Genomic DNA, 23,508 nt, shown 5'->3' with positions numbered 1-23,508 from the left:
GCCCGCATGACCATCACGAGAGGGACCGTCACCCCGACGCGCAGTCGGCCGACGGACGCGGACGCGCTCACCACGCGCGTCGACGTCGCCATCCGCGGGATCCGCGTCGCCGCACCCGTGCACCGCGAGGGCGGCGCGGGGCCGAGCGACGACGGCCACGTGATGTTCGCGGGCCTGCAGTCCGCCATCCCGGCCAACCCGGACAGCCCCTACCTCGTGGACGACGGTCGCCTGCTGCTGGACGGCGAGGACACGGGCTACGAGGTGAGCGCGGTGGACCGGCCGCGGTTCTACGACCTCGAGACCGCCGAGGGGATCTCCTACGAGAAGATCGCGCGCCTGCACGGCGCCAAGGTGCTGGCCACCACGGTGGTGCAGACCTGCGTCCGCTACGCGGAGTCCGAGCGGTGCCGGTTCTGCTCCATCGAGGAGAGCCTGGCGTCCGGGAGCACGATCGCCGTGAAGACGCCGGCGATGCTGGCCGAGGTGGCGGAGGCGGCGTGGCGGTTGGACGGCGTCGAGCAGATGGTCATGACGACGGGCACGAGCAACGGCCGCGACCGGGGCGCGACGCACATGGCGCGCTGCGTGCGGGCGATCAAGGAGGCCGTGCCGGACCTCATGATCCAGGTGCAGTGCGAGCCGCCGGCCCAGCTGTCGACCATCACCGACCTGTACGAAGCGGGCGCGCGGTCGATCGGCATCCACGTCGAGTCGATGGACGACGACGTGCGTCGTCGGTGGATGCGGGGGAAGTCGCGGGTGTCCATGGACGAGTACCGGGCGGCCTGGCGTGAGGCCGTGCGGGTGTTCGGGCGCAACCAGGTGTCGACCTACCTCCTCGTCGGCCTGGGGGAGGACCCGGACGAGATGGTCGCCGGTGCGCAGGAGCTCATCGACATGGGCGTCTACCCGTTCATCGTCCCGTTCCGTCCGCTGCGGGGGACGCTCGCGACCGACGTCGACGGCGTGACGGCGCCCGACGGCGGGGTGCTGCGCGACGTCACGTTCCGGGTGTCGCGCGCGCTGCAGGCGGCAGGCATGCGCGGGGCGGACCAGAAGGCGGGGTGCGCCGCGTGCGGTGCGTGCTCCGCGCTGCAGACCGCGGGAGGCTGAGCGTGGCGCTGCTCGACGTGCCCGCGCTCATGGGGCCGCGCGTCGTCGTCCGTCCGCCGGAGTTCCTGGTGTCCGTGGCGGACGGCGCCGACGTCGAGGCGTACCACCGCCTCCGTCGCGCCGCCTTCGTGGAGGAGCAGGGGATCTTCGCGGGGAGCGACCGGGACGACATCGACGACGATCCGCGGGCCGTCGTCCTGGTCGCCCGGGCGGGCACGGCCGTCATCGGCGGCGTGAGGATCGCCCCGGTCGGTGCGCGCGACATCGGATGGTGGACGGGGTCGCGGCTCGTCGTCGATCCCGCCGCGCGCGGTGCCCTGGGCGTCGGCTCGGCGCTCGTGCGCGCCGCCTGCGCCCTCGCGGAGCAGAAGGGGGCGATCCGCTTCGACGCCACCGTGCAGACGCGGAGCTCGATCCTCTTCCGGCGCCTCGGCTGGTCGACCACCGGCACCTGCACGATCGGCGGCGTCCCGCACCTGCGCATGCGCTGGCCCATCGACCGGTACCAGCGCCTCGTCGACGCCACGAAGTCCCACCTGCAGGCCCTGCTCGAGCCGCGCTCCGCGGGCGCCCCTGCGTCGTCGGCGAGCCTCGGGGGAGCGGGGTGGATCGGGGACGACGGCGCCCCGGTGCCGGGCACGGACGTCATCGCGGCATGCGACGCGATCCTCCCGTCGATGGTCGAGCGGGATCCGGAGTGGGCCGGCTGGTGCAGCGTCCTCGTCAACGTGAACGACCTCAGCGCGATGGGCGCGACCCCCGTCGGACTGCTCGACGCGGTGGCGGGACGGGACGCGGAGTTCGTGCGCCGCGTCATGGTCGGCATCCGCCGCGGTGCCGCTGCGTGGGGCGTCCCGCTGCTCGGCGGCCACACCCAGATCGGCGTCCCCGCCGCGCTGTCCGTGACGGCGCTCGGGCGGACGGACCACCCGGTCCCGGGAGGCGGCGGGCGCTACGGCGACGCGGTGAGCCTCACGGTCGACGTCACCGGGTCGTGGAAGGACGGCCACCACGGCGCGCAGTGGAACTCGACCGAGGGCCGTCGCCCGGAGGAGCTGCGCGATCTCGCCGCCATGGTCGGCCGAGCTCGACCGGCCGCCGCGAAGGACGTGAGCATGGCCGGCGTCGTGGGCACGCTCGGGATGCTTGCGGAGGCGAGCGGTCTCGGCGCCGTCGTCGACGTCGCCGACGTCCCGATGCCGTCGGCGACGGGTCCCGACGCCGTCGCGATGGGCGAGTGGCTGGGGTGCTTCCCGGGGTTCGGCATGCTGACCGCCGACCGGCCGGGGGAGTCGCGCATGTCGTCGCCGCACGCGGTGACGGCCGAGGTGGGCCGCCTGACGACGGAGCGGGGCGTGACGTTGCGCTGGCCCGACGGGGAGACGACGTGCGCCGTCGCCGACGGCGTCACCGGCCTCGGGCCGGCGTGAGGCGACGACCGGCTCGATGCTCGACTGTCAGGTCGTCGCATGCACGGGCCGCGCGACCGAGTCCCTGATGCCCGAGCGCCGGTCGAGCCGCAGATGGAGGGCGCGAGCCGGACGCCAGTGCGCCGCCTCCGCGCGTCTGATCCATGCACCGATAATGCACATTATGTCATATGGAGTCACGCGGGCGCCGGGGCGTGCCCTTCTGAGCCACGAGCCTCAAGCGTTCGCTACCGGCCGCCTTAAGAGGGCGACACGCACAGCGTGTCGGCGTCTGCGACCCCCGGCCTGGGGGCGGCCATGGAGAGCTAGCACCAATAGCCTCTGACCCATGACCGCCGTCCTCGTCTCGTACGACCTCAATTCGCCGGGCCAGACATACGACAAGCTCATTGAGAAGATCAAGTCCTACGGCACCTGAGCCAACATCCTCAAGTCCACCTGGATCGCCTCAGGCCCCTATCTGACGGCGCAGGGCGTCTCTGACGCGTTAAAGCCGATCCTCGACGCCAACGACGAACTCTTCTGTGTCGAAATCGACGGTAAGGCGCGGCAAGGGTGGCTAGACAAGGAGACCTGGGAGTGGATCCGCAAGGTCGTCTAGGCCACAGGGCGGACCCGTGCGGTAGGCACGACCCCGGCGCCGGCGCACGTCGCAGTTGACACGGCCACGATGTCCCCCCACTACTTGAAGGTGAGCAAGGTCGCGACGAAGCAGCTTCGACGGCTTCACCCCTTAGGTTAAAGATGTCGGACTCACGCCGGCCGCCGTGACGTGGCTTCCTCCCCTACGGTTATGAGTGCACGGCACGTCTGCGTCCTCGTGTCTCCGGTCGAAAAGTCGTAGGATGAGCATGTCGGTGGACATCTATGTCCGCCATTCAGGCCAGCCTCGTGCTGGCCTTCTTCGTGTGCGGCGTCACCCTCGAGGTCTTTACCTGGACGCATGGGGCAAAGACGCTCTTGTGCACTGGGACATAGTGACTGGATACAATCTGGGTCTCCGTATGGCCGGTTTCGGCCGCACGGGTAGGGACCCTCTCACCGCACTAGCCAGCCCACGGGCTGGCTTTTTTCATGCCCGCACGTCTCCTAAACGCGCGCCGGCACCCGATCGTCCATACGGCGCCTCACGGGCGTATCACGCGCATGGACGACGAACAGCTCGAGCGCCCCTGGCGCGCTCCCTTCCCGCACCTCTCGCGACCCTGTCGCCGGTGCCCCTCAAACTCACCCCGCTGTCCGGCGCGGTGTCACCAGGACGCGCTCGCGCGTCCCCTGCGGAGAGGCTCGTCATGACGATCCTGCTTCCCGAGATCCTGGAGGAGGTGAACTTCCTGGTGTCGACGCTCGCGCCTCAGCCGAAGACGGTCGCGATTCTCGTCTTCGCACCGCTCGTCTACATCGCTGCGCTCCGTAGGAGCGACAAGACGATGGACCGCATTGGGAAGGCCACCAAGTTCTGGAACCGCAAGCCCTAGGCCTCGCGGAACTCGAAAAAGCGCACCCTCTTCGCTTAAGGAGAGCTCTGCCTTCACCCGTCTCAACAGGGGATCCCCTACCGGACACGAAGTCGCAGCCTCGGGCGGACGGTGGAGTCGGTCGTGTGCGAGGCTCCGAACGTGGACACCCGATCGGCACTGCTCACCGACGACCCGGCTTATGAGCCGATTCTGCGCAGGACACTGGCCGCAGCAGGGCTGTCCGCGTCCGGGCGCTTCGTCTCGAAGGGTGGATGGGCGAGCCGGGCGTGGGTCGGTGAGGAGCATGTCATCCGCCTCAGCAACGGGCAGGCCCGCGACGCCTACGGACACGAGGCCGCAGTCGTCGCCCTGCTCGACGGCAGCGGTGTGCCGCATGCCCGGCATCTCGCCCACGGTGCTGGTCCTGACGGGGAGTGGTACGTCTCCGAGCGCCTGCCCGGGCGGACGCTCCACAACGCATGGACGGACGCCGCCGCGGGTGAGCGTCGGTCGATCGTGGAGAGTCTCGGAGGCGCGCTCCGCGCGCTCCATCGTGTTCCGGTGCCGGCCGACCTTCGGCCGCCGTGGCTCGTCGATGCTCTCGCCGGTGGTCGATGGCCGGCGTACCACCCGCCGGTCGTGCAGATCACGTTGGATCAGGTCGATGCGGCCCGACGGTCGCCGGGACACGACGCGGGCCTGCTCGATGACGTCGCCGCATGGATCCTAGAGCGCTTGCCGCTATTCGGCGCGGATGCGCTCGTCCTCGTGCACGGCGATCTGCACGGGTCGAACGTCATGGTGGAGCAGGGACGCGTCACGGGCCTCATCGACTTCGCCGAGGCGGTCGCCCAGCCCGCCGACGTAGAGCTCGACACGATCCTCCGCTGGTGCGCGAGGCCCGCGGAGTTCCCGCCCACGCCCGACAAGCGAGGACTGGACGAGGGGTCCCTCGCGGAACTGCCCGGCTGGCTGGGCGGCGTGTACCCGGAGCTGTTCGGGCGTGAGCGGCTGCGTGATCGGCTGGACTTCTACGACCTGCATGTGGAGCTCGCGATCTACGCGCATCATCCCGATGCTGATGTGCGCTCTCTGGCTCGAACCCGTCTCGCTGGCTTGCTGCTCGGGCGCAGCCACCTCGATGGGCTCCTAGCGGGCAGCGGCGCCGCCGATGGCCTCATCCGGTAGGGGATCCCTACCCGGACACGATGTGGTCGTCCGCGACCGCATGCCATCGTGGGCGGATGACGTACGTGGAGCCGCTGCCCGAAGATCCCGAGATCCCCCTCGTCGGCGGCGACGTGACGGAGGGGCTGGTACGGAAGGGCTCGACGGTGCGGCGACCGGTCAGCACGTCATCAGCCCGAGTGCATCAGCTCCTGCAGGAGCTCGAGCGTCGAGGCTTCGACCACGCACCGCGGTACCTGGGCACCGACGGCGACGGACGCCAGGTCCTGACCTTCGTCACCGGCGAGGTCGCCGGCCGCCCCTGGCCCGCATGGGTGGGCGACGACCGCCGCGCTGCAAGCGTGGCTCGTCTGCTGCGGCGCTACGACGACGCCGCAGAGCAGGTGGGGCTGCCCGCGTGGGCCGTCACCGCGTCCGATCCCCCAGCCCTGCCCTCCGCAGGTCCCGCCACCCTCCTCGGACACCGGGACATCACACCGGAGAACGTCGTGTTCCACGACGAGGAGGCGGCCGCGCTCATCGACTTCGACCTCGCCCGCCCATCTGCACGCGTGGAGGAGGTGGCGAACCTCCTGCTGTGGTGGGGGCCTTGGATGCACGAGGACGATCGGCAGGAGGCAGTCAACGGCGTCGATCCCTTCGCGCGCGGCGCACTCTTGGTCGACGCGTACGGGTTGGACGACGACGGGCGGCGCCGACTCGTCCCCGTCTCCCGGGAGATCGCGGACCTCTCATGGCACGCCATGAAGCACCGCGCGGACACGCTGGGCGGTGGCTGGCGACGGATCTGGGATGACGGCATAGGCGACGTGATCCTCCGCCGTCAGGCGTGGCTGGCGGAGAACAATGACGCCCTCACGGCCGCGGTTCGCGGCTGAACCGCATGCATGCCCAGCCGGACGCACCTGTTCCGCGCAGGCCACCCCACGAGCGGCCGTCATCACACCGACTGTCGGCCTTCTGCCTTCGTGGCGTCAGCTGAGCGCTCGTGCGAAGTGGTGAGCCGTGATGTCCATCCGCTCTCGGAGGTAGAACCGGTGGGCGTCGTGGCGTTGCACGCCGGAGTCGAGCTCGATCGACCGGCAGCCCAGCTCCCGCCCGCGAGCCGCAAGAGCGTCCAGGAGCGCCGCGCCGTGGCCACGGGAACGCGCGGCCGCGTCCGTGGCGAGGTCATCGATGTAGAGCTTCCGGATGGCGCTCGTGTTGACCACGACTCGCCAACCCGCGACCGCGACGCAGCGATCGTCCTCGAACAGCGCCGTGAAGCGGAGGCCCTGCGACGCCCCGTTCCTGAGAACGTGGTCGAGCAGCTCGTCGGTGAGATGCGGACGGAGTTCGCGAAGAACAGGGAGCGCAGTCGCCCACTGCGGGTCACCTCGCTCCAGATCGCGCAGCACGGGGGAAGAGGGCATGCCCAGAACCTAGCGCCGCCATGCCACACGAGTACGTCTCGACAAGGGATGCTCTAGCGGACCCCGCGCTGCGGAATGCCTTTCTTCTCCGGAGCGGCGGCGCTCAGCGACTCGATGGCATCAGCGAGCTCACTCACGGGGCGTCGCCCGTCGAGTTCCAGGTGAGCTCCGCGGCGCAGCAGGGGTTCCACCTCTGCAGTGTCGCGCCGGATCGCGTCGCGTTCCTCCGGCGAGTTCCCGTACGGGTTGTTCGTCCGATGCGTGACTCGGTCGAACAGCACGTCAAGTGGTGCGCTCAAGAGGATCACGTAGTCGAAGCGGTCGTAGAACTCGACCTGATTTTCGACGGTGCCGGCAACCACCACGTCACGGCGAGCTGCCAGCAGGTCGGTCATTCGCGCCACGTTCCACGGCCCGCCGTCGTGGTCGGCCCACCCGCCGTAGTCAGTGTCAACCGTGAGGTGGCCGCGGCGTGCGAGTTCAAGGAGCAGGGTCGTCTTGCCCGCTCCGGACATACCGGTGATCAAGAGTCGCGCCATGAAGTCACGCTATCTACCCCTGGAGCCCGGAACGGCCGGCGCGGTATCTGATTGAGCGTCCGGCAGGGGATCTCCTACCGGACACCCTTGGTAATCAATGTCCGTGGTTTGACGGGTCAGTACCTCCGGTCCTGGCCGGGTGCCTGTTGACACCTCCACCTGGTTGCCCTCCACTGAGGACATGTCCTTTTTCTCGCAGCTTCCGCCAGAGCCCATCCAGCCCGAGCCGGAGCGGCGTGAGATCCCCCGTTGGTTGCAGGCGCCTCGTGATGAGATCCCTTTCGCCGTCGCAGTGGTCCGTTGCTTGGCTCGTGTACCAGGCGCCGCTCTGCATCTTCGGCGCCTCGACGTCTACCGAGAGGGCGTCCACTTCGAGCTACAGCTCGACGTGCGTCGTGAAGCCGACTTAGACGACGCACGCGCAGACCTCGTCGACGGCTTCCTGATTCCCCGAGGGCACCGGCATGGGGCAGACCGTCAGTTCCGGTTGGGCGTCACCCTCCCTGATGGCACCAGCAGCGCCACCACTGACGCAGCAGACTGGCGCTTCTCAACCATCGACAACGATCAGCCGCCGGCGGGCCCGCGGCTGTCGCTGGCGGGGGGTGGCGGAAGCGGAGACACGCATCAGTGGACGCAACGAATCTCCGCCTGGCTCTGGCCGCTACCAGAAGACGGCCCGTTGACCCTGCACTTCAGCAGCGATGCGCTCGGCATAGCGGAGGGCTCGATCATCATCGACATCGCCGCGGAGGACTGGCGAGCGGGAGTAGTCGGAGTCTGGGACAGCTGATGACGCTCTCACGCAGTGGCTGCGGCGCGGCGGGGAGTTGACCAGCGCCGTGATCAAGGCCATCGCGGCGGTGTCCGGGTAGGGATCCCTACCCGGACGGTCGATCACTGGCGCCCTGCTCCATGATGCGACCGTTGCGCTCTGCATGGCAGAGTGCCAAGCTCTGCGATACAGAGCAGACGGCGAAGGAGCCCCATGACTGACACGACGACCCACCTCCACCAACGCGTGCACGCACTCCGGCGCGTGTCCTCGATCCCCCTCCTCGTCATCGGCGCAGCCGTCGTCCTCACTTCGATCCTCACCAGCAGTCCGCTGCCGATCGGCGGTCGCGTGTCCGGATCCGTGGCCCTGATCCTCGCGGCCATCGCCCTCTGGCTCTCACTGCGGATCATCTCGGTCCGCAAGGGCATCGGCATGGGACGCGAGCGCATCGGCCTCGTCGCGCTCATCGCCTGCATCGTCGCGATCTTCCCGCTGGTGCCGCTGCTGCTAGGGCCGGCGTTCCTGCTCGGAGCGCTGCTGTTCGCTATCGGCTGGAGGCTCGAGGACCGCTGCCAATGGATCACCGGGGCCCTCGTCGCCGTCCTCTCGATCCCCCTCAGCTTCTTCCTACTGGAGAACATGGTCGCCCCCTACGGGCGGTTCATCACCGGCGACCCGCTCATCCGACCCTCGGCCGACGACATCGTGCTCATGCTCCTCGGACTTGCGGTCGTCGGCATGGGGGTCCTCGCCTGGCGCGAGGAGAACCGCATCACCCGGATGCCGCGTGCCTGACTCGTCCCCTGGAGGGGAGCTGGATCGCTCGGCTGACTTCCGGTCGCTCGACGACGCCGTGCACCAGCGCACCCGCCTCGCGATCCTGACCGTGCTCCTCGAGGCCGGCGAGGCCGACTTCCGGTTCCTCAAGCAGACCCTGGACCTGACCGACGGCAACCTCGGCCGCCACCTCGAGGTGCTGTCCGACGCCGGCTACGTCAGCACGCGACGCGGCTACGACGGCCGGCGCAGCAAGGCGTGGGTCACCCTCACCCGCCGCGGGGCAGATGCCCTCCGCATCGAAGCCGACGCTCTCCGCGCCATCGTCGCCCGCCTCGACCACGGCGGACAGTGCACCGATTGAGCCACTGCCGCGTCCCACTAGGGGATCCCTAACCGGACGCATCTGAGAGAGGGGTAGGCGGCCGGCCGCCTAGTCCAGCCAGCTCGGGGCAGCGGCGAGACTGGTCACCTCGGTGATGAGTCGGGAGACGTGGAAGCCGTCGACGGTCGCGTGGTTGCCCTGAACAGCCAGCGGCATGAGCGTCTGGCCGTCGCGCTGTTCGTACCGGCCGATGGTGAAGATCGGTGACAGGTAGGTCCATGCGTCCTTGAGTTGTAGCTCCATGCTGGTGAATGAGGTCCAGGGCAAGCTCGACACGTCGAACGTGTTGTCAGGGACGTCGTGTTGCGGGACGTACGAGGTCGAGTTCCGGTACTCACTCAGAAGCGGCAGCACGGTGTCGTGGAAAACAGCAAAGTCGTGGTGGTACTCAGCCCAGACCGTGGAGAACGTCTCCGTGGTCGGGTTGAAGACCGTGAAGAACGGGTGGATGACATCCCAGACGGCGAGGTCCCCTGAATCGTCGATCACCATCCGGAACTCGTCGTGACGGTTGACGGCCGTCGCGAGCATCCAGAGCTGCGCGATGAAGGTCTTCCGGTTGGAGGAGCGGAGGCGAGCGGCCAGCTCCGAGACGTCGACGTGCGCAGTGAGCGACCAGAGGCAAGGGCTTTTCTGGGAGAAGTGTTCGAAGTGCTCTCGACGGGGCCAGCGATGCATGTCGACCTTGGTCAGTCCTGCACTGTTCACCCTGCAACCGTAGGTGCAGCGCGCCGATCGCAGCCCGTCTCAGTCAACGATCCCCACGCGGACGGTTGACCCGGACGCCCGCCAGCCGTCGACCTGCGCCCTAGATTCGGATCGTGGACGAACGCATCGAAGTCGTACGGCATGAGGACCTGAGCCCCACGCACCTCGATCAGCTCCGAGCGCTCTTCGACCGCGAGTACCTCAACGACCACGGGCCCTGGACCCCTGACGCTCCCTACGACTACTCCCCCGCAGACACGCACGTGCTCGTCACGCATGATCTCAAGCTGGTCGCGCACGCGGGATTCCAGCGACGCGTCATCACCGTGGGAGACCAAGACGTCGTCGTGGGCGGAACAGGAGGCGTGCTCGTCAGCGAGCACGCCCGCGGAAGCGGGTTGGGCCGACGCCTCATGGCGCAGCTCGCACGCGCGATGCACTCGATGGCCAGCATCGAGTACGGGTACCTGGGCTGCCGGCGGGAGGTGGTGCCGTTCTACGCCTCCAACGGATGGCACCGTGTGGCGGTCACCGAGCACTCCCTCTCACGACGAGACGGGACCATCGTCGTGACGACCGACGACCCGATCCTGATCCTCCCCGTGCTCCGAACCGTCTCCGACTGGCCCACAGGGGTCATCGACCTCCGCGGCACCCCGTGGTGAGCAACGCCGGGGATCCGTCGGCGCCCCCAAGGGCGATGGAGTGACCCGCGCGTCCGATAGTCGATCCTTCTCCGAGACGCCGATCGCGGCAAAAGGCGGGGAACAGACTGGGTGCCATGCAAAGCCAAGCCGCCATACGCCGCCGCCGGATTGGGCAGGTCCTCGTAGTCCTGGCCGTACTCTCGGCTCTTACGCTCCCCTTCCTACTCGGCGCGGTGCTCGACGACTCGATTCGGCACTACGTCACGGTCTGCGCTCCCGTCCTGCTGTTGGGGGCTGGCATGGGGCTGATACTGCGCGGTGATCGTGCCTTCGATCGCGGATTCGACGGCTGGGATGAGGCGGAAACCCCACCGGAACTCGACGAGCCTCCCGCGGGGAATCGCCAGAGCCAGTAGACCCTTCTGGTCTTCACCCGCCCCGGCGGGCAGCACAGGAGCGGTACCGGCGGAAGCTAGTGACGTGTCCGATGGGGGATCCCTACCCGGACATGGGATCAGCGCGTGCGGCGCTCCCGCCGAAGCGCCCAAGCCCCAGCAGCGATGCCGGTAAGCGCGGCTCCTGCGGCGCCGTACGCGAGACCTAGGGCGAGCGTCCCATCACGGGGGTTGGCCCAGTTCTCAACCTCCGGACGACTCGCTAGAGCGGCCTCATTGAGGTACGTAGTGAACGATGCGGCGGCGAGCGTGATGACTACGAAGACCACGACCACGGCAAGCACCCAAAGGAGTGGCGTTCGGCGCCGCGCAAATGGAACTCTGTGAGTCGTCATATGGGAAGACTAAGACGTCTTACCGCGCCAGCTCACTCATATAGAGACCCGTCACACCGACGCCTCGCCCGCCCGCCCTCCTAGGGACTCGACCCGAAGACTCCGGCGAAGCTGCCCCCGGAGCGACGGACAGTCATTCACGCGTACTGGCTGAGGTGTGCGAGGCGCTGTCCGACAGAGAGCCTCTACCCAGACACCCGGCTGCGCTCGTTTCTCTAGCCGGGCCCTATCGCCGCATGCGACAGGATCAAGACATGACTGTCGACCCCGGAACACCCGAAGGCAAGCGTCGTACTCGCAGGGGGCTGCGCATCGGAAGTAGCGCCACCCTGGCCTTCGGCACCCAAGGACTCCTCCTGGTGACAGCTCTCCGCGAGCAGACAACCGCCCTGTGGGCCACCTGGGCCGTCGTGCTCGTGGTGTTCATCGCCGCCTTCATCCTCGAGTCCCGCCGCGAACGAGCCCGTCGCGTACGCGAAGGCACCCCTCTGCACTGACACACGAGCCCCGTCAGCGCGAGCCGAACTTCAAGCCGAGCTCACGGACGTAGCGAACGTCAGAACGTGTCCGGCAGGGGATCCCCGACCGGACACCATGATCGTCCGGAGAGCGGTCGGCTGTTGGGACGGCTTGATGCGCTCCCCTGCGGCGCCGGCGGTGGGCGTCGCGCCGGTAGCCTCACTGCGTGTTTGCATACGAGGTAGGTTCTGGCACGCCGGTGGTGCTGCTGCATGGCTTCGGCTTGGATCACCGATCGCTGCTGCCGTTGGAGCCGACCTTCGAGCGGTCGTCGGGATGGCGTCGCATCTACCTCGACCTCCCCGCGGCGACCCAGTCTCCCGCGGGTGATATCACCAGTTCGCAAGAGATCGCCGACGCCGTGATCGAGGAGGTCTCAGCGCGCGTCGGCGACGAGTCGTTCGCCATCGTAGGCAACTCGTTCGGCGGGATGATCGCCCGACACGTGGCGCACGAGTCACGGTCGCGAGCGCTGGGCCTCGCCACCGTCGCCGGCGTCTTCGTGGCGCCTCATGCGGAGCGAACCGTGCCGCCCCGCACGGTCCTCCATCACGAGCCCGGGGTCGTGTCGATCCTCGGATCCGCGCTCGAGCAGTACCGCGAGGACGCGGTGGTCGAGTCCGTCTACGACGCGCGAGCGTTCTTGCAGCACGTTCTGCCTGGCGTAGTGGGTGCAGACGACGCCGCGCTGGAGCGGATAGCCGGGAGCTACTCGCTCGAAGGCGAGCCCGAGGAGCGTCACCCGGAGCCCTTCACCCAGCCCACCCTGCACATCACCGGTCGCCAGGACGATGTCGTCGGGTACGCCGACGCCTGGGATAGGGTCGAGCACTACCCCCGTGCGTCGTTCGCCGTGCTCGACGGCGCCGGCCACAACCTGCTCTTCGAGCGGTCCGCTCTGTGCTCCATCCTGATCGAGGACTGGCTAGCTAGAGTCCGCCGCGGCTGCTGACGGCTGCGTACCCCTCTTTCAGATGCGTCCGGGGAGGGATCCCTGGCCGGACACGTATGCGTGCCACGACTCATCACGTGTCGGCGAGGACGCCCGCGTCCAACGAATCCACCGCTCCTCCCGCCGCACTACTGGACGGCGTCACAGGCCAATCCACGGCCGCGGCCCCACACGACGCCCGTCCGTGCTGGCACGATGATGCCGTGACCGCCCTGACCCGCCTCGGCTTCGCCACCGTCGACGACCCAGATCGGGAGGGTGACGTCCTTCGTGACGTGACGCTCGACGGGGTCGGCGTCGAGGAGGCCGTCCTAGGCCCAGGGGACGAGCTCACGCCGACCGGGATCCAGAGCCCGCCCTCATGGGACCGGCCGGGGTACCTACGCTCGCTCATAGGCGAGGGCCCGTCCCTCGTCGAGGACATGGCCCCCGGCCGCGTCGCAATCCTCTGCTGTAGCGCCTGCGGGGATCCCTGGTGCGGCTACGTCGGCGCCCGTATTGAGATGACGGACGAGCGCGTGCTCTGGACGGACGTCAGATTTGAGTTCCCGCCCGGCATGACGGAGGCTTTGCCCTCTGGCATCGGGAGCAGGCTCCGCCGCCTCCTCGGGCGGGCCCGGCCCGAGGACCTCGAGCCCTGGCGCCCCGAAGCCGCAATGCCGAACGTGGAGATCACCTTCGAACGCGGCGCGTACGAGGACGCGGTACGCCGCGAGCTGGCCGCGGCCGAGCGCGCGGCCACCGACGGCGGCTGACGCGACCCGTCAGCCGCGCCGCGCCGCCCGGAGCATCGCCGGCCCCAGAGCCCGCGACGTAATGAGCTTGGCGCCGGAGAACACCGATCAGACCGGACGGGTGGGCCAGCACCTGGCCGTACTGTGCAACCACCACCGTCGGGGCTCGACGCAAGAGGCGTCCAGTAGGGGATCCCTTTCCGGACCACCACGGGCGCGGCCGTCCGCCGGCACGGAGTGGGGGTACGTCAGCGCAGACACTGCCCGTATCGTGCGGATGTGACCGACCAGCCCGCGACCGACGACCTCAACACCGGAAGCGCGCGACGCCACCGCGGGTGGAAGCCATTCCTCCGGGACGTCATCGTGATCATGATCGTCGCGCTGCTCGCATCGGTGCTGATCAAGACCTTCCTCGTGCGGTCCTTCTTCATCCCCTCGGGATCCATGGAGAACACGCTCCAGATCAACGACCGCATCCTCGTCAACGAGCTCGTCCCCGACCTCGTTCCCCTCCAACACGGCGACGTCGTCGTCTTCCACGACCCCGGCAACTGGCTCACCCCGGCATCCCCCACCACCAACCCCGTCTCCTGGCTCCTCACCGCCACCGGCCTCGCCCCAACCGACGACGGCGACCACCTCATCAAACGAGTCATCGGCCTCCCCGGCGACACCGTCGCCTGCTGCAACGAGGTCGGCCAGCTCACCGTGAACGACACCCCGATCGCTGAGCCCTACACGCACCTCGCACCCGGCGGCCCCGCATCCGACCTCCCCTTCACCGTCACGGTCCCGGACAACTCGCTCTGGGTCATGGGCGACAACCGCGGCAACTCCGCCGACTCCCGCGCACACACCGACACACCAAGCCGCGGCTTCGTCGCCTACTCCAACGTCGTCGGCCGAGCCATCCTCATCACCTGGCCCCTCGCCCGATGGACCTGGGTCGACAACTACTCGAGCGAGTTCGAGGGATCCGACGGCAAGTAGCGACCCCCATTGATGCGCCTCTCGCGGTCGCCCGCATCGCGTCCGGCAGGGGATCCTTTTCCGGACACCGACGAGCCCGCCCGGTCGCCCGCTTACTCAGCCGATAGGGCGGATCTCGAACGGTCGCGGCTTCGCAAGCCCCACGTCGATGATCCGCCGCGTGCCGAGCGGCGCCTCGAGAGCCACCGCGAACGGTGTCGCCGGATTGCTCTGGCACGTGACGAACCCACGCCCGGAATCCGGTCGCACCCCGATGCCGACCTCCACCCTGTCCTCGAACTCCCGCAGGGCGACGATCTCGACGCGGCCCGCGGCGTCCTCGCCACTGTTGCAAGCGTGTTCCCAGACCTGCAGCTCCAACACCATCGAATCCGGATCCGGCACGGAGTCGAAGGTCACGGTCGGAGCACTGAAGCGACCGAGGTCACGGCGAAGCGGGCATGGCGAGCTGGTCTCGCGATCCCACCCGGAGGTGGATGACGCTGCGCGCACGATGCCCAGCACCTCGTGGTCCGGAACGATCTCCCCGTTCTCCAACTCGTGCGGGTCGTCGAGCTCACGCATGATCATCACGCGCGCCGGGGCCTCCGCGACGACGAACCAGCCGCCCTTCGCCGACAGATCAGCCACGTCGTGGTCCCTCTGCATCACCTCGAGGAATCCGGCCCTCGTGCCCTCGTCCAGATCGCTGGCCGGCCGTCGCTCGTCGTAGGCGGCCTGCGACACGGCGCGACCGTCGCAGTCGTACCCGCCGACACCGAACCAACCCATGCGATGGCCCTCACCGACCACGACCACGCCCCCCGCGAGGGCGGTGACGACCGACAACAGGACCGCCACACTCCGCTTGCGCCTCACGCGGCACCTCTCCTCGGGACTCCGTGAAACAAGGATCACTTGAACTCCCCACCGCAGCGACCCCCTCATCGGGCGGAATCGCATCCCGCCTGGTCCCGACGGCCGTCCGGCAGGGGATCCCTACCCGGACACTGACTGCCCCTCGCACTACCTCAGCGCCCGGAGTCTCGGTCCTCTCGCTTCGCGCGAGCTCGATAAGCCACGCCCAGACTCGCTAGGCCGAGGCCGCATGCCACCGCGGCTGCCCCCAGGCCCCAGATGGGCACCTCCAAGGCGCCAAGCACTCCCCTCGTGCTTACCGCGTTCGGCCCCGCAGCAATCGCGATGATGAGCCCGATGGCAGCCATGACCGACCCGAAGACGATCAGATGCACAGGAGACTTCGGCGGCGGCGATTGGAACGGGTTGACTGGATCCACGGGGCACACGCTATTGGATCGCCGGCAGGACCATCTTGTGCAGGTGTCGGCAGAGAATGGCTACCCGGACCGCTCCCCCAATGCTGCTCAGCGGCTAGAAGCGTGAGGCCGAGCCCTTCTTGCCCGAGTGCTTCCGGCGAAGCGAGCGCGTGAGAAGAAATCCACCGATGAGGACGAAGGCTCCGCCCGCGACGAACCCCAGGACCTGTTGGTCCGGATGCATGGCGCCGTAGACGATGGCCACGATCCCAGCGACGAGGAAGTAGAAGTACTGGGAGCGCATGAACGATCCAGACGCATCTGCGTCCTCGGGCTTACTCATGGCACCAGCCTCGCATGCTGGCTACCCGATGATCGAAGACAGGCACGCCCCGCCCCCCGTACGGCACGGCCGTGCTCTTGCATGCTGAGACGCCAGGAGACGTGTCTCAACAGAGATTCCCTTACCGGACGGGTGACTTCGGCGCTCGCCCGTAAGCCCGTCGAAGGGTGATGCGAGGGCGCCCCGGGAGAGATGCGCGGGCAAGTAGCCGCCTCATCGCCTCACCCGCCCAAGCAGTATGCGGCTAGCTAGGTGCAGTCACCACTTGCCCCGTAGCTTCTGCACGCCACCCCACAGGATCATGAGCACCCCCACCGGAAGCCCGAGCAAGAAGGCACTCTCCGCCCTATCTCCTAGTGGCGCCTCGCCCGAGGGCTGGGCCATCAATACGGCCAATCCGCCGATGGTGCAGAAGCACAGCCCGATGATCACAAACCACTTGCCGGTCATCTGAGGGTCTTGCTTCGTCACGCCGTCTCCCGTCCGGGCTCACTCTACGAGGCCCGCGGGTACCGCCCAGGGCCGGCGCATGCAGTAGCGGGCCGCGACGAAAGGCAGTCCGGTGAAGGATCCCTACCCAGACTCGGATGCGCGCCACGACTCGTCACGTGACGGCGAGGACGCCGCCGGCCTCGTCCGACCGTCGCGGCCGCGACGGATACCCCCTGGCGTGGTTCCCACGATGCGGGTAAAGGCCCGATGGAAGGCAGCCTCGGAGCGGTAGCCGAGCTCCCCGGCGAGCTGTGACGCCGTGATGTCCTCCGTTGCCAGCCGATAGCGCGCGACGTCCATCCGCCACCGGGCGATGTAGGCCATGGGGCTCGCGCCCACGAGCTCCGCAAAGCGCGCGCTGAACGAGGATCGGGACATGGTGGCGGTGCGCGCGAGGCGCTCGAGATCCCATGCGTCGCCGGGCTGGGCGTGCACGGCCTCGAGCACCCGGCCGATGCGCTCATCCCGAAGCGCGCGGATCCACCCGGTGGCCCCGATCTCGTCGCGCCGGATCCACGAGCGGATGGCCTGGACCACGAGGACGTCGGCGAGTCGTGTCGCGACCGTGTCGCCGCCGACCTGAACGGTCGAGAGCTCGTCGGCCATCAGCCGCACGGTGTCGTGGATGGAGGCGCCTGCCGAGGCATCAGCGTCCTCCACTCGCAGCACCTCTGGGAGCCCGCGCATCAGCTGCCGGGCAGCGGGACCCTCGAACGCGACGATCCCGCAGATCAACTGCGTCACCGCCCCCTCTCCCCCGTGCTCGAGCACGGAGAAGCGGTCGCTCAGGTACCGCTGCGGCAGCAGGTCCACCCGCGCACCGCGTCCGCCGTCAGGAGCGCTGAGGAGGTGATGCCCGAGCCCATGCGGCACGAGCGCGAGGTCACCCGGGCGGAGCTCGATCGGTTCCGCGCCCGGCAGACGCAGCCAGCACACGCCGCTGGTGAGGACGTGGAAGCTGACGGAGTCGGCGACCGCCGGCATCTCCAGCGCCCATGGGTCCCGGAGCTCGGCGTGGCAGTAGAAGGTTCCCGTCATGCGCAGGGAATGCAGCACCCGGTCCAACCGGCGACGCGGATCAGCGTCCGGGTCCACTGTCATGGCTCGATCCTCCCACCCGTCACGAGAGGATCCGGACGGATGAGCAAGATCAGGCGACGGAGCAGCATCCTGCCGCCGCGCGCGCTCCCTACCGTCGGATCAGGAGTTCGACGACGAGAGGACGAGCCATGCACGTGATCGCCGGAGCGACAGGACGAGTCGGAGGCGCGACCGCGCGCGCCCTGCTGGGACAGGGGGCCGAGATCCGGGTCCTCGTCCGCCGAGCAGCGGACGCCGAGGACTGGCGGGGTCGGGGAGCCGAGGCGCACATCGTCGACCTCGTCGACAGGGACGCGCTCGACTCGGCGTTGCGCGGATGCGCGGGCTTCTTCGTCCTGCTGCCGTTCGACCCGTCCGTCGACGACCTCGACGCGCACGTCGACGCGCTGATCGCCTCGATCGCGGGAGCCGTCGCCGACCAGCGCGTCCCCCACGTCGTCGCCCTCTCCTCCGGCGGCGCCGATCTCCCCACGGGCACCGGTCCCATCGCGGGCCTGCACCGGTTGGAGCGGGCACTCCGGTCCACCGGCTCCATCATCACCGCGCTCCGACCCGGGCACTTCCAGGAGAAGGTCGCCGACGTCATCGACACCGCCACAACCGCGGGCGTGTTCCCCGTCCTCGCGCCCACCGCCGACGCTCCCGTGCCGATGGTGGCCGCCGCCGACGTGGGTCCGATCGCCGCCCGCAGCCTGCTGGATCCGCCGGCGGTCAGCGAAGCCGTCGACATCGTCGGCCCCTCGTGGTCGGAGAGGGAGGTCGCCGCCGTCCTGGGCGCGGCCCTCGGTGGGGAGCTGCACGTGGAGGTGATCGAGGAGGCCGCATGGCTCACCACGCTCATGGACGCCGGCCTCCCGCCGCACGCCGCCCGCAGCCTCGTGGAGCTGCATCACGCGGATGCGCACGGGCTGCTCGCGCCGCGGGGCGACAGGCGCGTGCACGTGAGCACCGGGATCACAGCCACCATCGAGCAGCTGCTCGCCCGCTGAGGCACGCACCCGGTGAGCCCCTACGCCCCGGACGTGATCCTCCTCGTCGCGATCACCGCGAACGGTCTGCTCGCCGGCGTCTACCTGGCGTTCCCGGTCGCCGTCTCCCCCGCCCTCCGCCGCCTCGACGCACGCACCCACGTGCAGGCATTCGCCAGCATCAACGGCGTCATCGTCAACCCGGTCTTCCTGACCCTGTTCTTCGGGGCGCCGGTCACCGCTGTCGCGGCGGCGGTCATGACCTGGTCGTCAGCGACGTGCCAGGTGACCGGGATCGTCGCGGCAGCGTGCTCCCTGACCGCCTTCGTCATCACCGTGGCCGTCAACGTCCCTCTCAACCGCGCCCTCGAGGAGTCCTACGCGGGCGATGACGCGCGGGCCCTCATCGCCCGCGACAGCTTCGCCGACCGATGGGACCGCGCGAACGCCGCACGCACGGTCGCGTGCCTAGCCGCCGTCCTGACCCTCGGATGGGCCGCCGTCGCATCGTGAACCGCCTACCGACTACGCACGTCTCCCTCGATGCTGCACGGTGCGTGGGGCAGTGTCCGGATGGGGATCGCTATCCGGACGACTTGCCGCGCAAATCTGCGACTGTCGGCGTGCTGTCTGTCTGTCTGTATGTCAGCAAGCCGCAGCAACCCGGGTCGAGGAGGCCGTGGCGGCCCACCTGGTATCCGATGATTCCAGGTAGGCCACCAGTGAAGCACTCCACGACGAGGGGCTAATCCTCCCCGTCAGCCACCTTCCCGGTCAGCGTCAAACGGAGCGAAGGACGCGGTAGCGGTCCGCCAGCGCGCGCTGAGTGGCGCCTGCGTTCTCATCCAGCCACTCGAAGGCGTGCGGGGTCCCGGGGTGAACGTGGAGTTCGAGCGGGACATCGGCGGCCGACAACTTCAGTGCATAGGCGATGCTTTCGTCCCGCATGAGATCGAGATCGCCAACCTCGATGTATGCAGGCGCCAGACCACGGGCATCGATGAGGCGCGCGGGAGAAGTCGACTCCGAGACCGGACCGTCGGCACGGGCGTTCCAGGAGGTCGCGTTCATGGTCGCGGTCCATGCGAGGAAGGGCGCGAGAGCCTCGCTGGCGGTAGCGACCCTGTCGTCGAGCATGGCGTAGATCAGGACCTGCTGGGCGATCTTGATCCCACGATCCCTCGCCATCACGGCGGCCGCCGCGGCGAGCCCGCCGCCGCCGCTGTCACCCATCACAGCGATGCGAGCGGGATCTACCCCTAGCCGGTCCGCGTGCTCGATCAGCCACAGCACCCCGGCGAAGACGTCCTCGCTGAGCTGCTGGCCTTTCCCTTCGGGGGCGACGCGGTAGCCGACTGACAGGATGGGGACGGATGTCTCGGCGACGTAGACACGCATCCTGCGGTCGTAGTGATCGAGAGTGCCGGCCACCTGACCGCCGCCGTGAGCGTAGACGACGGCGGAGCCGGGACGGGCGTCCCCCTTGGTGTACCAGCGGGCCTCGAGCGTGACGCCGCCGCCGACGGGGATGGAGACGTCCTCTCGATCGACGCCGGCCGGGACGGGCGGCGCGAGCTTACCCATTTCGGTGTACTGGTAATTAATCACATCCCTCAGCGCCCGCACGTCGTTCGCGGGCGGCTCGGGCATGTTCATGAAATCTGGCGGCAGTTGCGCTATCGCCTGCGCGAATTGATCGTCAAGACGATAATCGGTCATCAGTTCTTCTCCTCAGAATTTAGGTCGCAGCCCGGGCGCGCCCGATTGATCAGTGTCATGACACGGTCCAGAGCATGCGTTCCGGCGCATGCGGTACCCAGAGCGGTTGCATGGACCGCGACGTGTCGGAGCGTGAAGGCGTCGACTTCTGCGCTCCAGGCATTGCGGAGCGGCATTCAGGACTTCCGGGCGAGGTTCGCCCGGAGGACCTCCTCGAGGTTGAGCTCGACGTCGCGCGTGTGCGCCCCGGCTGCAAGGGCTGCCTTCGCGAGCTCCCCGGAGGCCGGGGTAAAGGTTTCACCGAGGTAGCGGTCCTCCGCGCGCAGTGCATCCTCCAGGGGGCCGTCGGCGGCGTCGATCGCCTTAGTCGCTGCGACGCGGACCCCTGCGGGCAGGTTGGCGATGGTCAGAGCGACCCAGTCGACGTAGGCGTCGAGCTCCGCGGCGGGGAGGGCTCGGTTCACCAATCCCCAGCGCTCGGCTGTCGTAGCGTCGATGAGGCCGCCCGTGAGCACGATCTCGAGGGCCCGAGCGCGCCCCACGAGACGGGGCAGGTGAGCAGTTGCGCCAGCGCCGGGGACAATGCCCGTCAGTGTCTCGAACTGGCCGAATGCGGCGGTCTCGAGCGCTGCAAAGCGGAGGTCGAGGCTGGCGATCATCTCGGGACCGCCGCCGCGGGTGAGACCTGCGACCTTTGCGATGGTGGTCTGGGGAAGGCGGCGCCAGCGTTCGTGGAGCCGCATCATCGGGCCTGTTCCGACGAGCGTGTCCTCTGCGATCGGTAGGGCAGCGTACGTCTCGGGGTTCTCGACAAACGTCAGGTCGCCGTGTGCCAAGAAGAACTCCGGGTTGGCGCTCTGGAGGACGATGACGTGCAGGTCGGGGTCGTTCTCGGCCGACGCAGCAACGGCGTCGAAGTCGAGGAGGAGCTGGGCCGTCATGAGGTTGATGGGCGGGACATCGATCGTGACCCACAGCACGCCGTCCTGGCGCTTGAGCTGGAGGGTGGTCAGGGACTGCTCAGTCATGGTCTTCCTTTGATCAGAGGTGGTATCTCTGGTATACCTGGTACATGACAGGTACTTCAAAGAAACCTGGTACCCCTGGAGTCCAGACCGCTCCCGGCACCATCGTCGGTCCGCAGCGTGAGCTCTTGGATCAGCTCCTCGACAAATGGGGGCAGCTGATACTGACGCTGCTGTGTCAGCAGCCACGACGCTTCAACGAACTCAAACGCGACCTCGACGGGATCACGCAGAAGTCCTTGACGCAGGCGCTACGTCGACTCGAACGCAATGGCCTCGTCGAACGTCAGGTGTTGGAGCAACGGCCCATCGCCGTGGAGTACCGCATCACAACGCTCGGACGCACGCTCGACAAGCCGTTCCTGACCCTCCTCGCGTGGACGGCCGATCATCTCGCCGAAGTGGAACGGCACCGGGAGGCGTACGACGAAGACTCGACGAAGCTGTAGCTCTCGGTTCGTGGCACGACCGCCGGCGCCGCCGCACGCTGTCAACCGAGCAGGGTCACCCGGTGAGCACGAGCCCATTCCCGCATGGAGCGGGGCGGCAGCCCAGTGAGACGCTCGACGTCATTGGTCATGACGTCCACCCTGTCTAGACCGCGGCGGGCGACGCGACCGAACTGCTGACGAAGCCCCTCCGCTTGCCATGCGTCAATGCCGCTGAGCCGCAGTACTGCAGCGAAGATCCTGCTGGGGAGGTGCACGTATCGGACGGGCCGGCCGAGGCCGGCTGACAAGGCGCGAGCGACGCCCGCGCCATCAAGCAGCTCCGGCCCGGTCAGCACGGGTTCGGTGCCGTCATGGACGCCCTCACGGAGCATTCGAGCGGCTACCCGGGCGATGTCGGCGGTGTCGATCCACGGGATTCGGCCGCGACCCATGGTCTGGGGGAACAGTCCGCGTCGGAGGACCGGGGCCGACGACTCCAGGTTCGTCATGAATCCTGCTGCGTGCAGGATCGTCCACTCCATGCCGCTGGAACGCACGAGGGCGTTGACGCGCCAGATGGCGCGCCCCCAAGGCAGGGGTGAGTTCTCAGCGGTGTCTCCCCCGGAGAGGTGCATCACTGCTCGCACTCCCGCATCCTGAGCTGCTCGGACCGCATTCGTCCCGTGCTCGGCCTGCTGCTGGGTCGCAGCCGTGACGAGGAACAGCTGATCCACGCCCTCCAGAGCTCTCGCGAGCCCAGCGCGGTCACCGAGGTCCGCGACCCGGGCGTCGACGCCCGATGCAGCCAAGGCCTCGGCCTGCTCGCGCCGACGCACGATCGCGCGCACGGACACGCCGTCTCGTCGCAGCGCCTCCAGCGTCTTGCCTCCCACATCGCCGGTCACGCCGGTCACCGCCACGACACCATCCACGATCTCTCCAACCATCACGTAACTGATACTGAAGGCTACATGGATACGCTTCGTTCATGACCGCGCCGGAACCTGTCACGCACGACGACATCGACTCGATCGCTGCCTGGACCGTCATTCGTGCCGCACGTGAGCTCGCACGGATGCTCGAGGTGGAATTGCGCGCCACTGGTCTCAGCCCCGTCGAGTTCGGAGTGCTGGCTCAGTTGGCGGCGGCCGATGGGCTCAGTCAGGCCGAGCTCGCCCGCGCGGTCGGGGTCAGGCCTCAGAGCATGACGACCTTGACCGCCAGCCTCATTGGACGTTCGCTCATTGCGCGCGGGGTAGAGGCAGGACGCGGGCGTCACTCTCGCATCGGACTGACCGACACGGGGCGAGCTCTGCTCGCCGATGCTTGGCCAGTGGTCACGGCGAGCAATGACTGGTTCGGCGCCGATCACACCCGCATCACCAACCTGGTCGGGCTGCTGCAGCCGATGCTCAGGAGCACGCATGGTTCCCAATGAGGATCGATAGGGCCGCATCCGCGTCCACGCGCCAATCTTGAACGCGCGCCCAAGTGGTGTCCCCTTATACGGCCAAGTCGGTCACGGAGACGCGGGCGTGACCCCTGTCGCGTCATCGCACGCACCACGTCCCACGCACGTGGAACGCCGGGGTGACTACTACAGGCTGCAGTCCTGTCGACGCCGAACGACCGCCGGCTGACCCGATCAGGCTCGGATGTCGACAATCTTGTCGTCCGCTCTGTCGACAAGCAGCGCCTCATCCTCGCGGAGCGAAAGCCTCTCCGGACGCCCGCACGGTCTTCGC

Annotated in this window: 27 protein-coding genes; 17 read left to right on the top strand and 10 right to left on the bottom strand. The window is 68.4% G+C overall.

What is annotated here, in order from left to right:
• Positions 1 to 6: 6 nt before the first annotated feature.
• From ACT7CP_RS08765 to ACT7CP_RS08745, 5 genes are all read left to right on the top strand, one after another.
• Positions 7 to 1,116, top strand: a complete 1,110-nt coding sequence (locus ACT7CP_RS08765; RefSeq protein WP_445441932.1) for an MSMEG_0568 family radical SAM protein — start codon at positions 7 to 9, stop codon at positions 1,114 to 1,116.
• 2 nt (positions 1,117 to 1,118) lie between these two features.
• Entirely contained in the window at positions 1,119 to 2,546 is a 1,428-nt protein-coding gene (locus ACT7CP_RS08760; RefSeq protein ID WP_445441931.1) for an MSMEG_0567/sll0787 family protein, read from the top strand.
• A 1,292-nt stretch (positions 2,547 to 3,838) separates the two neighbouring features.
• Positions 3,839 to 4,024 carry a hypothetical protein gene (locus ACT7CP_RS08755; protein WP_053775844.1) on the top strand — a complete coding sequence of 62 codons (186 nt, stop codon included), beginning with the start codon at positions 3,839 to 3,841 and terminating at the stop codon, positions 4,022 to 4,024.
• Positions 4,025 to 4,165: 141 nt separating this feature from the next.
• The gene (locus ACT7CP_RS08750) at positions 4,166 to 5,194 is read left to right on the top strand and encodes a phosphotransferase family protein (RefSeq protein ID WP_445441930.1); all 1,029 of its coding nucleotides are present in this window, start codon (positions 4,166 to 4,168) and stop codon (positions 5,192 to 5,194) included.
• Between the two features lie 65 nt (positions 5,195 to 5,259).
• Complete coding sequence (locus ACT7CP_RS08745; protein WP_445441929.1) at positions 5,260 to 6,072, top strand: phosphotransferase; 813 nt, start codon at positions 5,260 to 5,262, stop codon at positions 6,070 to 6,072.
• Between the two features lie 96 nt (positions 6,073 to 6,168).
• On the opposite strand, the gene ACT7CP_RS08740 is transcribed toward ACT7CP_RS08745, so the two are convergent.
• Positions 6,169 to 6,606, bottom strand: coding sequence for a GNAT family N-acetyltransferase (locus ACT7CP_RS08740; protein WP_445441928.1), 438 nt, complete (start codon positions 6,604 to 6,606; stop codon positions 6,169 to 6,171).
• Between the two features lie 53 nt (positions 6,607 to 6,659).
• The gene (locus ACT7CP_RS08735) at positions 6,660 to 7,145 is read right to left on the bottom strand and encodes an AAA family ATPase (RefSeq protein ID WP_445441927.1); all 486 of its coding nucleotides are present in this window, start codon (positions 7,143 to 7,145) and stop codon (positions 6,660 to 6,662) included.
• Positions 7,146 to 7,326: 181 nt separating this feature from the next.
• Between ACT7CP_RS08735 and ACT7CP_RS08730 the strand changes: the two genes are divergently transcribed.
• The 3 genes from ACT7CP_RS08730 (at position 7,327) to ACT7CP_RS08720 (ending at position 9,064) form a co-directional block, all read left to right on the top strand.
• Positions 7,327 to 7,938 (top strand): hypothetical protein, encoded by a 612-nt coding sequence (locus ACT7CP_RS08730; protein ID WP_445441926.1) that lies wholly within the window; start codon positions 7,327 to 7,329, stop codon positions 7,936 to 7,938.
• A gap of 195 nt (positions 7,939 to 8,133) precedes the next feature.
• Complete coding sequence (locus ACT7CP_RS08725; RefSeq protein ID WP_445441925.1) at positions 8,134 to 8,718, top strand: hypothetical protein; 585 nt, start codon at positions 8,134 to 8,136, stop codon at positions 8,716 to 8,718.
• On the top strand, positions 8,711 to 9,064 hold the full coding sequence (locus ACT7CP_RS08720) for a transcriptional regulator (protein ID WP_445441924.1): 354 nt from the start codon (positions 8,711 to 8,713) through the stop codon (positions 9,062 to 9,064). The genes ACT7CP_RS08725 and ACT7CP_RS08720 overlap by 8 nt, the downstream gene beginning before the upstream one ends.
• Before the next feature lie 69 nt (positions 9,065 to 9,133).
• Here ACT7CP_RS08720 and ACT7CP_RS08715 read toward each other — a convergent pair whose 3' ends face one another.
• Complete coding sequence (locus tag ACT7CP_RS08715; protein ID WP_445441923.1) at positions 9,134 to 9,793, bottom strand: CatA-like O-acetyltransferase; 660 nt, start codon at positions 9,791 to 9,793, stop codon at positions 9,134 to 9,136.
• Positions 9,794 to 9,906: 113 nt separating this feature from the next.
• Between ACT7CP_RS08715 and ACT7CP_RS08710 the strand changes: the two genes are divergently transcribed.
• From ACT7CP_RS08710 to lepB, 5 genes are all read left to right on the top strand, one after another.
• Positions 9,907 to 10,458: a GNAT family N-acetyltransferase gene (locus ACT7CP_RS08710; protein ID WP_445441922.1), complete on the top strand. Its 552-nt coding sequence runs from the start codon at positions 9,907 to 9,909 to the stop codon at positions 10,456 to 10,458.
• Between the two features lie 1,026 nt (positions 10,459 to 11,484).
• A complete protein-coding gene (locus tag ACT7CP_RS08705) occupies positions 11,485 to 11,727 on the top strand; it encodes a hypothetical protein (protein ID WP_445441921.1) in 243 nt (80 codons plus the stop codon).
• A gap of 188 nt (positions 11,728 to 11,915) precedes the next feature.
• Positions 11,916 to 12,701 carry an alpha/beta fold hydrolase gene (locus ACT7CP_RS08700; RefSeq protein WP_445441920.1) on the top strand — a complete coding sequence of 262 codons (786 nt, stop codon included), beginning with the start codon at positions 11,916 to 11,918 and terminating at the stop codon, positions 12,699 to 12,701.
• 203 nt (positions 12,702 to 12,904) lie between these two features.
• Positions 12,905 to 13,456 carry a hypothetical protein gene (locus tag ACT7CP_RS08695; RefSeq protein ID WP_445441919.1) on the top strand — a complete coding sequence of 184 codons (552 nt, stop codon included), beginning with the start codon at positions 12,905 to 12,907 and terminating at the stop codon, positions 13,454 to 13,456.
• 258 nt (positions 13,457 to 13,714) lie between these two features.
• On the top strand, positions 13,715 to 14,428 hold the full coding sequence (gene lepB / locus ACT7CP_RS08690) for a signal peptidase I (RefSeq protein ID WP_445441918.1): 714 nt from the start codon (positions 13,715 to 13,717) through the stop codon (positions 14,426 to 14,428).
• A 96-nt stretch (positions 14,429 to 14,524) separates the two neighbouring features.
• On the opposite strand, the gene ACT7CP_RS08685 is transcribed toward lepB, so the two are convergent.
• From ACT7CP_RS08685 to ACT7CP_RS08670, 4 genes are all read right to left on the bottom strand, one after another.
• Positions 14,525 to 15,286 carry a hypothetical protein gene (locus ACT7CP_RS08685; RefSeq protein WP_445441917.1) on the bottom strand — a complete coding sequence of 254 codons (762 nt, stop codon included), beginning with the start codon at positions 15,284 to 15,286 and terminating at the stop codon, positions 14,525 to 14,527.
• Positions 15,287 to 15,799: 513 nt separating this feature from the next.
• The gene (locus ACT7CP_RS08680) at positions 15,800 to 16,027 is read right to left on the bottom strand and encodes a hypothetical protein (RefSeq protein WP_445441916.1); all 228 of its coding nucleotides are present in this window, start codon (positions 16,025 to 16,027) and stop codon (positions 15,800 to 15,802) included.
• A gap of 258 nt (positions 16,028 to 16,285) precedes the next feature.
• Positions 16,286 to 16,498 carry a hypothetical protein gene (locus ACT7CP_RS08675; protein ID WP_445441915.1) on the bottom strand — a complete coding sequence of 71 codons (213 nt, stop codon included), beginning with the start codon at positions 16,496 to 16,498 and terminating at the stop codon, positions 16,286 to 16,288.
• Between the two features lie 102 nt (positions 16,499 to 16,600).
• Positions 16,601 to 17,620, bottom strand: a complete 1,020-nt coding sequence (locus ACT7CP_RS08670; RefSeq protein ID WP_445441914.1) for an AraC family transcriptional regulator — start codon at positions 17,618 to 17,620, stop codon at positions 16,601 to 16,603.
• A 128-nt stretch (positions 17,621 to 17,748) separates the two neighbouring features.
• Between ACT7CP_RS08670 and ACT7CP_RS08665 the strand changes: the two genes are divergently transcribed.
• Positions 17,749 to 18,609: an NmrA family NAD(P)-binding protein gene (locus ACT7CP_RS08665; protein ID WP_445441913.1), complete on the top strand. Its 861-nt coding sequence runs from the start codon at positions 17,749 to 17,751 to the stop codon at positions 18,607 to 18,609.
• 12 nt (positions 18,610 to 18,621) lie between these two features.
• A complete protein-coding gene (locus ACT7CP_RS08660) occupies positions 18,622 to 19,101 on the top strand; it encodes an anthrone oxygenase family protein (protein WP_445441912.1) in 480 nt (159 codons plus the stop codon).
• Between the two features lie 267 nt (positions 19,102 to 19,368).
• Here ACT7CP_RS08660 and ACT7CP_RS08655 read toward each other — a convergent pair whose 3' ends face one another.
• Positions 19,369 to 20,307, bottom strand: coding sequence for an alpha/beta hydrolase fold domain-containing protein (locus tag ACT7CP_RS08655; RefSeq protein ID WP_413962910.1), 939 nt, complete (start codon positions 20,305 to 20,307; stop codon positions 19,369 to 19,371).
• Between the two features lie 176 nt (positions 20,308 to 20,483).
• Positions 20,484 to 21,335, bottom strand: coding sequence for an enoyl-CoA hydratase/isomerase family protein (locus ACT7CP_RS08650; RefSeq protein WP_445441911.1), 852 nt, complete (start codon positions 21,333 to 21,335; stop codon positions 20,484 to 20,486).
• A 125-nt stretch (positions 21,336 to 21,460) separates the two neighbouring features.
• Here ACT7CP_RS08650 and ACT7CP_RS08645 point away from each other — a divergent pair, with 125 nt between their 5' ends.
• Positions 21,461 to 21,781, top strand: coding sequence for a winged helix-turn-helix transcriptional regulator (locus tag ACT7CP_RS08645; protein ID WP_413962912.1), 321 nt, complete (start codon positions 21,461 to 21,463; stop codon positions 21,779 to 21,781).
• A gap of 41 nt (positions 21,782 to 21,822) precedes the next feature.
• Here the strand turns inward: ACT7CP_RS08645 and ACT7CP_RS08640 are convergent, their stop codons facing one another.
• Entirely contained in the window at positions 21,823 to 22,710 is an 888-nt protein-coding gene (locus ACT7CP_RS08640; RefSeq protein WP_445441910.1) for an NmrA family NAD(P)-binding protein, read from the bottom strand.
• A gap of 41 nt (positions 22,711 to 22,751) precedes the next feature.
• On the opposite strand from ACT7CP_RS08640, the gene ACT7CP_RS08635 reads away from it, so the two are divergent.
• Positions 22,752 to 23,201, top strand: a complete 450-nt coding sequence (locus tag ACT7CP_RS08635) for a MarR family winged helix-turn-helix transcriptional regulator (protein ID WP_445441909.1) — start codon at positions 22,752 to 22,754, stop codon at positions 23,199 to 23,201.
• Positions 23,202 to 23,508 lie beyond the last annotated feature (307 nt).

This window comes from Clavibacter rahimiani (assembly GCF_052654495.1).
The sequence above is the reverse complement of the archived record's forward strand: the minus strand, read 5'-3'. Positions and strand labels throughout refer to the sequence as shown.

Coding starts and splice junctions, on each gene's coding strand:
- ACT7CP_RS08765 (WP_445441932.1), top strand. CDS start 7: ATGACCATCACGAGAGGGACCGTCACCCCGACGCGCAGTCGGCCGACG.
- ACT7CP_RS08755 (WP_053775844.1), top strand. CDS start 3,839: ATGACGATCCTGCTTCCCGAGATCCTGGAGGAGGTGAACTTCCTGGTG.
- ACT7CP_RS08740 (WP_445441928.1), bottom strand. CDS start 6,606: ATGCCCTCTTCCCCCGTGCTGCGCGATCTGGAGCGAGGTGACCCGCAG.
- ACT7CP_RS08735 (WP_445441927.1), bottom strand. CDS start 7,145: ATGGCGCGACTCTTGATCACCGGTATGTCCGGAGCGGGCAAGACGACC.
- ACT7CP_RS08730 (WP_445441926.1), top strand. CDS start 7,327: ATGTCCTTTTTCTCGCAGCTTCCGCCAGAGCCCATCCAGCCCGAGCCG.
- ACT7CP_RS08725 (WP_445441925.1), top strand. CDS start 8,134: ATGACTGACACGACGACCCACCTCCACCAACGCGTGCACGCACTCCGG.
- ACT7CP_RS08705 (WP_445441921.1), top strand. CDS start 11,485: ATGACTGTCGACCCCGGAACACCCGAAGGCAAGCGTCGTACTCGCAGG.
- ACT7CP_RS08680 (WP_445441916.1), bottom strand. CDS start 16,027: ATGAGTAAGCCCGAGGACGCAGATGCGTCTGGATCGTTCATGCGCTCC.
- ACT7CP_RS08670 (WP_445441914.1), bottom strand. CDS start 17,620: ATGACAGTGGACCCGGACGCTGATCCGCGTCGCCGGTTGGACCGGGTG.
- ACT7CP_RS08665 (WP_445441913.1), top strand. CDS start 17,749: ATGCACGTGATCGCCGGAGCGACAGGACGAGTCGGAGGCGCGACCGCG.
- ACT7CP_RS08655 (WP_413962910.1), bottom strand. CDS start 20,307: ATGACCGATTATCGTCTTGACGATCAATTCGCGCAGGCGATAGCGCAA.
- ACT7CP_RS08650 (WP_445441911.1), bottom strand. CDS start 21,335: ATGACTGAGCAGTCCCTGACCACCCTCCAGCTCAAGCGCCAGGACGGC.
- ACT7CP_RS08640 (WP_445441910.1), bottom strand. CDS start 22,710: ATGGTTGGAGAGATCGTGGATGGTGTCGTGGCGGTGACCGGCGTGACC.
- ACT7CP_RS08635 (WP_445441909.1), top strand. CDS start 22,752: ATGACCGCGCCGGAACCTGTCACGCACGACGACATCGACTCGATCGCT.